The following is a 6,058-nucleotide window of genomic DNA, read 5'->3' as shown; positions in this document are numbered from 1 at the left end:
TTTGTTGCACTTGGATTGTAAATTCAGCGCGTAAAATAAGCGCATAGACAAAATAGTTGCTAATGTTTATTTTCTTTAAATGTTAGCAACTTTTTTATTTAACGTTTTTATCTTCATATTCTTTGGGCTTTACGCTCGATTCCTCTATAATATCCCTACTCTTTCATGCCTTAAGGAATAGCTATGTTAAATGCTATTTATCTTGTTTCCGGTTTAATTTTATTAGTTTGGAGCGCTGATAAATTTGTAAGCGGAGCTTCACAAACAGCACGTTATTTAGGAATGTCGCCACTACTAATCGGTATGGTCATTGTTGGCTTCGGCACTTCTGCTCCTGAGATGTTGGTGTCAGCATCTTCAGCCTTAAATGGGGCTTCGGGGATTGCATTAGGGAATGCCTATGGCTCGAACATTGCGAATATCGCATTAATTTTAGGACTGACGGCGTTACTTCGCCCAATTCAAGTTGCTAAAACCGTGGTTTGGCGAGAATTGCCGATTTTATTAGGGGTTACAGCGCTATCTGCTTATTTTATGATGGATGCGATTGTAAGCCGTGTGGAAGCGGTCATTTTATTAGTGCTTTTTGCGACTTATATGATTTGGAGCCTCTGGCGAGGTAAAGCAGAAAATACAGTCGAAGTTGAGGAATCACAAGCTGAAACCATGTCTCGCAAACAAGCCTTTTTCTGGTTGGTGGTGGGATTATTGATCTTGATGGTAAGTGCAAGATTGCTGGTTATCGGTGCGGTGGAGATTGCAAAATCGCTAGGCATCAGTGATTTAGTCATTGGCTTGACCATTGTTGCAGTGGGGACATCGTTACCTGAATTAGCCTCCTCACTGGTTGCAGCTCGCCGAGGTGAATCCGATTTAGCCTTAGGGAATATTGTGGGTTCGAACTTATTTAACTCTCTGGCGGTGGTAGGCATTGCCGGTGCAATTCAGCCTATGCAGGTGGAATCGGCTATTTTCAGCCGTGATATGTTGGCAATGTCGGGGCTTACGTTGCTCCTTTGGATTTTTAGTTGGAAAATAGGTAAAAAAAGACGTGAAATTAACCGCTTGGAGGGATGTCTTTTTTTACTCTGTTTCGTAGGATATTCCCTTTACTTATTACAAACGGCGGTATGATGTTTAACATAAAGATAAAACGTGTTTGGGCGGTGCTTTTTATGCTTTGGGTGGGGATTTCTGCTCAGGCAGGTATTTTTGATCGCAAACCGCAGTTTTTAACCTCCCAAGAGGCATTTACCTTTTCTTCTCAACAACAAAATGGCGTTTTGGCATTAAAGTGGCAGATTGCAGAAGGCTATTATCTCTATCAAAAAGAGATCTCACTTACACCACAAAATGCAAGCTTGGGAGAGTGGCAATTTCCGCAAGCGGAGCGTTATCACGATGAATTTTTTGGCGATGTAGATATTTTCCGCCAACAGTTATCCTTAAATGTGCCGATTCAGCAAGCCGAAAACGGGACGGTTGAGGTGCGTTATCAAGGCTGTACGAAAGGCTTTTGTTATCCGCCTGAAACTGTTAGTGTTGCATTAGATAAGGCTTTATTAAATACGCAAGCGGTCGAATTGACAGAAACATTTGCAAAAAATACCGAAAATACAACCGCTTCTCCTGTGAGCGAACAAGATCAATTAGCAAAACAACTTTCCACGAATGCGTTTTCGGTTTTCTGGTTTTTCATTTTAGGATTAGGCTTAGCCTTTACGCCTTGCGTCTTGCCGATGTTGCCTTTACTTTCAGCCATTGTGATGGGCAATAAGACACGCCCAACCCGATTACGTGCGGCATTGTTGAGTTTTAGCTACGTGCAAGGCATGGCTTTAACTTATACGTTGCTAGGGTTAGCGGTGGCAGCGATTGGCTTACCCTTTCAAGTGGCGTTGCAGAGTCCACCTGTGTTAATTGGTTTATCGGTATTGTTTATTTTGCTGGCGGCTTCCATGTTCGGGCTGTTTGAAATCCGTTTACCCAATGCATGGCAACAAAAATTAAACCAAATGAGCCAACAGCAACAAGGTGGTGCAGTTGGTAGTGTGTTTGTGATGGGAATGATTGCTGGGCTGATTGCCTCGCCTTGTACCTCGGCGCCACTCTCCGGTGCATTACTTTATGTTGCTCAATCAGGCGACCTGTTTATTGGTGCATTAGCCTTATATTTGTTGGCGCTAGGTATGGGATTACCCTTAATGCTGATTACCTTATTTGGGCATCAAGTATTGCCAAAATCCGGCGAGTGGTTGTTACACGTTAAAACCGCTTTTGGCTTTGTCATGTTGGCATTACCTGTGTTTTTATTAGCGCGAGTTTTACCGGCAAATGTGGAGCCTCTGATGTGGTCGGCATTGGCAATGGCGTTTTTAGCATGGCTGATTTCGCTGACATCAGGTAAGGGACTTTTTAAATTAGGCTTACGGCTCGGTTTATTGGGGTTATTCGGTTTAAGTGCATATCCATGGGCAAATTGGGTGTGGCAGCCTGAAAAAGTCGCTTTGCAACAACCTCAATTGGCTTTAACTCGCATTCACTCTTTAGCAGAATTAGAAACACAGTTACAAGACGCACAAGGCAAAAAAGTGATGTTAGATTTATATGCGGATTGGTGTGTGGCATGTAAGGAATTTGAAAAATATACCTTTACCGATCCAATGGTGCAGCAAAAACTCTCTGAAATGGTCGTGCTACAAATTGATATGACCCACAATTCGCCTGAAAATAGTGCGTTGATGAAACATTTTCAGGTATTAGGTTTACCAACCATTTTGTTTTTTGATGAGCAAGGGCGTGAACTGACACAATCCAGAGTCACCGGCTTTTTAGCCGCACAGCCTTTTTTAGATTGGCTTAATTCTTTAAATAAGGAACAACATGAATCAAGATAATCATAAAATTGAAGATATTATTCATATTTTTAACCACTGTTTTGCTGAACAATACAATACCCGTTTAGAAAAGGGAGAAGATTATCCCATTTATTTACCTGCGTTTTTAAATGAAGGGGGAGAGGCTTCGGAGCGTCCGTACCACGTTATTTTATTTGCACATGGTTATTACAGTAGCGCATTGCATGAAATTTCTCACTGGCTCGTGGCAGGGGAAGCGCGCCGTCAATTGGAAGATTTCGGTTATTGGTATGAGCCTGATGGTCGCTCTGCTGAACGCCAGCGTGAATTTGAATCGGTAGAGGTAAAACCGCAAGCCATTGAATGGGTATTAGCAAATGCGGCAGGCTTCCGTTATTTTGCCAGTGCGGATAATCTTTCGGGGAACCCGGGGGATAACTCTGCCTTTAAGCAAGCGGTGTATGACCAAGTAAAAATCTATGCGGAGCGTGGTTATTTACCCAAACGTGCGGAAATTTTACGTAAAGCCTTAGCTGAATTTTATGGCACGCCGGATAAAATTGATTTAAATCAGTTTGATTTGACAAAAATTTAGGCGCTTCCGATAAATAATAAGAGAAAATAAAATGATCATTGATCCAAATTACCAAGCCGAATTAGAAAAATATGAAAACCCCGTCCCAAGCCGAGAATTTATTTTAAAAACCATTCGAGAATATGATGCGCCAATGAGTCGAGAAGAGCTTCTTGAGGCATTTCACATCTATGATGAAGAACGCACTGAGGGCGTTCGCCGCCGTTTGCGAGCAATGGAAAAAGATGGGCAGTTAGTGTTTACCAAAGGTAAACGTTATGCGCTACCTGAAAAAATGGATTTAATCAAAGGAACCGTTATTGGCCATCGAGATGGCTACGGCTTTTTACAAGTTGAAGGCGATGATGACTGGTTTATCCCAAACACACAAATGAGCAGAGTAATGCACGGTGATTTTGTTTTAGCGCAACCTAACGGAACCGATCGTTTTAAACGTAAGGAAGTGCGAATTGTACGTGTATTAGAAGCGCGTAAGAAACAGATTGTAGGGCGCTTTTTCCTCGAAAGTGGCATTGGTTTTGTCGTGCCGGATGATAGCCGAATTAGTCAAGATATTCTCATTCCTGATGAACATCGTCTTGGTGCTCGTATGGGACAAGTGGTTGTGGTTGAGCTTCAAGAACGTAAAGCGAGTTTTAGCCGCCCTGTAGGTTTTATAACCGAAATTCTTGGCGATAATCTTGCCCCGGGTATGGAAGTTGAAATTGCGCTACGTAATCACGACATTCCCCACACGTGGAGCGAAGGAGTAGAAAAGCAAATTCGCCAATTAAGCGAAGAAGTGCCGGAAGAAGCTAAACAAGGGCGTGTTGATTTACGTGATTTACCCCTAGTTACCATTGATGGCGAAAGCGCTCGAGATTTTGATGATGCGGTTTTTGCCCAAAAAGAAGGTAATGGCTGGCGTTTATGGGTAGCGATTGCCGATGTCAGCTATTATGTTCGCCCGAAAACCGCTCTTGATTTAGAAGCAGCTAATCGGGGTAACTCCGTTTATTTCCCAACTCGGGTTATTCCAATGTTGCCGGAAATTCTTTCCAATGGGTTATGTTCGCTTAATCCACAAGTGGATCGCCTCTGTTTAGTTGCCGAAATGACGATTTCAGCGCAAGGCGAACTTACGGGTTATCAATTTTATGAAGCAGTAATGAATTCTCACGCTCGCCTGACCTATACAAAAGTATGGAAAATGCTGCAAGGCGATGAGGAACTACGTGAGCGCTATCAAACATTAGTCCCGCATCTTGAAGAACTTTATGCGATGTTCCAAATTTTAGCTAAGGCCCGTCAAGAACGTGGTGCGATTGAATTTGAAACGGTCGAGAACCAATTTGTCTTCAATCCGCAAGGACGCATTGAACGCATTGAACCACTTGTTCGTAATGACGCCCATAAAATCATCGAAGAGTGTATGATTTTAGCCAACATTGCCGCTGCCCGCTTTGTTGAAAATGCCAATGAACCTGCGTTATATCGTATTCACGACAAACCAAGCGAAGAAAAATTAGTCAGCTTTAAATCGTTTATCAATGAATGTGGTTTGATTTGGAATGTTGGGCTTGATCCACAACCTAAAGATTATGCCACATTGATTGAACAGCTGGCAGATCGTCCTGATCGTGAGCTCATTCAAACGATGTTATTACGCTCATTAAAACAGGCGGTTTATGCACCGGATAACATTGGGCATTTTGGTTTAGCTTTACAAGAATATGCGCACTTTACTTCACCTATTCGCCGTTATCCGGATTTATTGTTACACCGAGCAATTAAATATCTTATTGAAAAAGAAAAAGGCAACAAGCGCCATTACACCGAGGGTGGTGGCTACCATTATAGCCTTGATGATATGGATCAATTTGGCGATGCTTGCTCTGCCACAGAGCGCCGTGCTGATGAAGCAACCCGTGAAGTCGCTGACTGGCTGAAATGTGAATTTATGCAAGACCATCTTGGCGAAGAATTCGAAGGCGTTATTTCTAGCGTAACCGGCTTTGGTTTATTTGTGAAACTCAACGAACTACTTATTGATGGCTTAGTGCATATTTCTACCCTCGAAAACGATTACTATCACTATGATGCCGCTCGCCAGCGTTTAGTAGGTGGCTCCGGTGTGATTTATCGTTTAGGCGATCCTGTTAAAGTAAAAGTGATTAACGTCAATTTAGATGATAAGAAAATCGATTTTGCTTTATTGGGGAATTTTCGCAAAGGGATTGCCATTGGCAAGACCGCAAAACAAAAAGCGAAAAAAATGAATGGGGGAGAAAAACCTGTGTTCAAAGAGGTAAAAACTGTAAAAAAACGCACCGCTACTAAGCAAAAAAAACAGAAGAAAGCAAAAACCAGATTACTGACAAAGGTTATATTTGAGCAATAACCTAGCACGAGCCGTGCTAGGTTCATTAAGCCCAGCCCCGCTGGGGCTGAAAAAAGAGCCGCGGAGCGGCTTAGACTGATGACAAACCTCAAATAAATAACATTGTTGTAGGGGCGAAATATCTTTCGCCCTAAATCCCCTTAATTGTTCAGGGCGAAAGATATTTCGCTCCTACAAAAGCAACAACATGGAATTTCCCCTCCCTCCGTTTACGGAGGGAGGTGC

General features: G+C 42.6%; 4 protein-coding genes. All 4 read left to right on the top strand.

Going from position 1 to position 6,058, the window contains the following annotated elements:
* Positions 1–183: 183 nt before the first annotated feature.
* Genes AM305_RS10350 through rnr form a run of 4 tightly spaced genes read left to right on the top strand, consistent with a single transcriptional unit; the run spans position 184 to position 5,833 of the window.
* Entirely contained in the window at positions 184–1,134 is a 951-nt protein-coding gene (locus AM305_RS10350) for a calcium/sodium antiporter (RefSeq protein WP_005825827.1), read from the top strand.
* Positions 1,134–2,897 (top strand): protein-disulfide reductase DsbD, encoded by a 1,764-nt coding sequence (locus AM305_RS10345; protein WP_005825825.1) that lies wholly within the window; start codon positions 1,134–1,136, stop codon positions 2,895–2,897. Before AM305_RS10350 ends, AM305_RS10345 begins: the two co-directional genes overlap by 1 nt.
* On the top strand, positions 2,884–3,453 hold the full coding sequence (locus tag AM305_RS10340; RefSeq protein WP_005825823.1) for an elongation factor P hydroxylase: 570 nt from the start codon (positions 2,884–2,886) through the stop codon (positions 3,451–3,453). Before AM305_RS10345 ends, AM305_RS10340 begins: the two co-directional genes overlap by 14 nt.
* 31 nt (positions 3,454–3,484) lie before the next feature.
* Positions 3,485–5,833 (top strand): ribonuclease R, encoded by a 2,349-nt coding sequence (gene rnr / locus AM305_RS10335; protein WP_005825821.1) that lies wholly within the window; start codon positions 3,485–3,487, stop codon positions 5,831–5,833.
* Positions 5,834–6,058: the final 225 nt, after the last annotated feature.

The organism is Actinobacillus minor NM305 (genome assembly GCF_000175195.1).
Classification (GTDB): Bacteria; Pseudomonadota; Gammaproteobacteria; order Enterobacterales; family Pasteurellaceae; genus Haemophilus_A; species Haemophilus_A minor.
The sequence above is the reverse complement of the archived record's forward strand: the minus strand, read 5'-3'. Positions and strand labels throughout refer to the sequence as shown.